Below are 928 nucleotides of genomic sequence, written 5' to 3' on the forward strand. Positions count from 1 at the left end.
GTCAAACCCAGAGCCAGCATTACAGACAAAGCAGTCAGATTGAATTTTTTCATTTTACTTCCTTCTTATTTAGTTAATTTAGTTAACGTTTTTGCCGGCGCGCTGCCGCGCAAAAACCAAATCATGACGGGAACCAGATACAGCAGCCAAATTAGGACTTCGCCTTCGGTCGGATGGTCGGTATAGCCGAAGAAACCGCCGAGCAGCACGCCTAAAGGGCTGTCTTCATGCAAATATTTCGATGTGTCGAAAGCGATGTCCTGCATCACATTCCATACGCCGGCCTCATGCAGCGCGCGAAACGAACCGGCCAGCAGACCGGCCGCCACCACAATCAGAAACGCGCCCGTCCAACGGAAAAATTTCGCCAAGTTCAGGCGCATACCGCCCTGATAAATCAGCGTACCGATGACAACCGCCACCAACAGCCCCAACACCGCACCTATCGGCATAGACCATGTCGGGCTTTGCTGGAACACGGCAAGCAGGAAAAACACGCTCTCCAAACCTTCGCGCGCCACAGCCAAAAACGCCATGCCGACCAAGGCCCAACCCTGGCCGCTGCCGCGGTTCAAGGCCGACTGAACAGAATCCTGAAGATGCTGTTTCATCGAACGCGCGGCCTTCTTCATCCACAAAATCATGTACGTCAACATCGCCACGGCCACCAGGCCGATGACGCCAACCACCAATTCCTGTTCTTTTTGCGGAATCTCGCCAGTAACGGAATGAATGCCGTAACCAATACCCAAACACATGACCGAAGCCAAAAACACGCCCAGCCAAACCTTCGGCATCAGCTCGCTGTGTCCCGACTGTTTCAAAAAACTGGCAACAATACCGACGATCAGGGCGGCTTCGATGCCCTCGCGCAGCATAATCAATAAAGCAATCAGCATAAAAAACTCTAAAGTGAAACGTTCATTTA

General features: G+C 52.0%; 1 protein-coding gene. It reads right to left on the minus strand.

What is annotated here, in order from left to right; all coding sequences use genetic code 11:
- Positions 1 to 65: 65 nt before the first annotated feature.
- Complete coding sequence (efeU, locus tag ACTHUM_RS15450) at positions 66 to 899, minus strand: iron uptake transporter permease EfeU (RefSeq protein ID WP_440403347.1); 834 nt, start codon at positions 897 to 899, stop codon at positions 66 to 68.
- Between the last annotated feature and the right edge of the window lie 29 nt (positions 900 to 928).

Source organism: Neisseria sp. P0021.S006 (assembly GCF_051956895.1).